This window comes from Candidatus Endomicrobiellum pyrsonymphae, assembly GCF_020328025.1.
GTDB lineage: Bacteria > Elusimicrobiota > Endomicrobiia > Endomicrobiales > Endomicrobiaceae > Endomicrobiellum > Endomicrobiellum pyrsonymphae.
This window is the reverse complement of record NZ_JAIXMZ010000003.1, coordinates 42,692-43,155: the sequence shown is the minus strand read 5'-3', so window position 1 is coordinate 43,155 and position 464 is coordinate 42,692. Positions and strand designations below refer to the sequence as shown.

Here is a 464-nt window from a genome sequence, read left to right as displayed (position 1 = left end):
TTAATGGTTGAGTCTCCGTCCACCACCCCTTCTTATGTCCTAACCACCATACCCCACCTCCCACCACAGTCGCAGTTTTGGGAACAGTTGCTGTGGTAGGAGGTGGGGTATGGTGGTTAGGACATAAGAAGGGGTGGTGGACGGAGACTCAACCATTAACAGTACCACTACCAGGATTATCATCAGCCCCATCAGTAAAAGAAAGGAATGCAATAAAAGAGACAAATACGAGATATATGAATATAGAAAAGATAAGGAAAGAAAAGCTCAAAGATAATTCGACAGAAAATAAAGAATTCAGTAAAGCTGTGGAAGAGCAAGTAACGACAAATATAAATAGCTGGTCAGATAAAACGGTGAGTATATTAAACACAGTGGAAAATAGGATAAACCAAGAGACGAAAACGGAGCAGCTGACACCTGAAATAGCGTGGGAAGCGGTAGAATTGGCGGAGCAGGAATAT

General features: G+C 42.5%; 1 protein-coding gene. It reads left to right on the top strand.

Annotation, left to right across the window (positions count from 1 at the left end):
• Positions 1-77 precede the first annotated feature (77 nt).
• Positions 78-464 (top strand): hypothetical protein (locus tag LE180_RS00810; protein WP_374133596.1); only part of this gene is annotated, 387 nt, incomplete at its 3' end.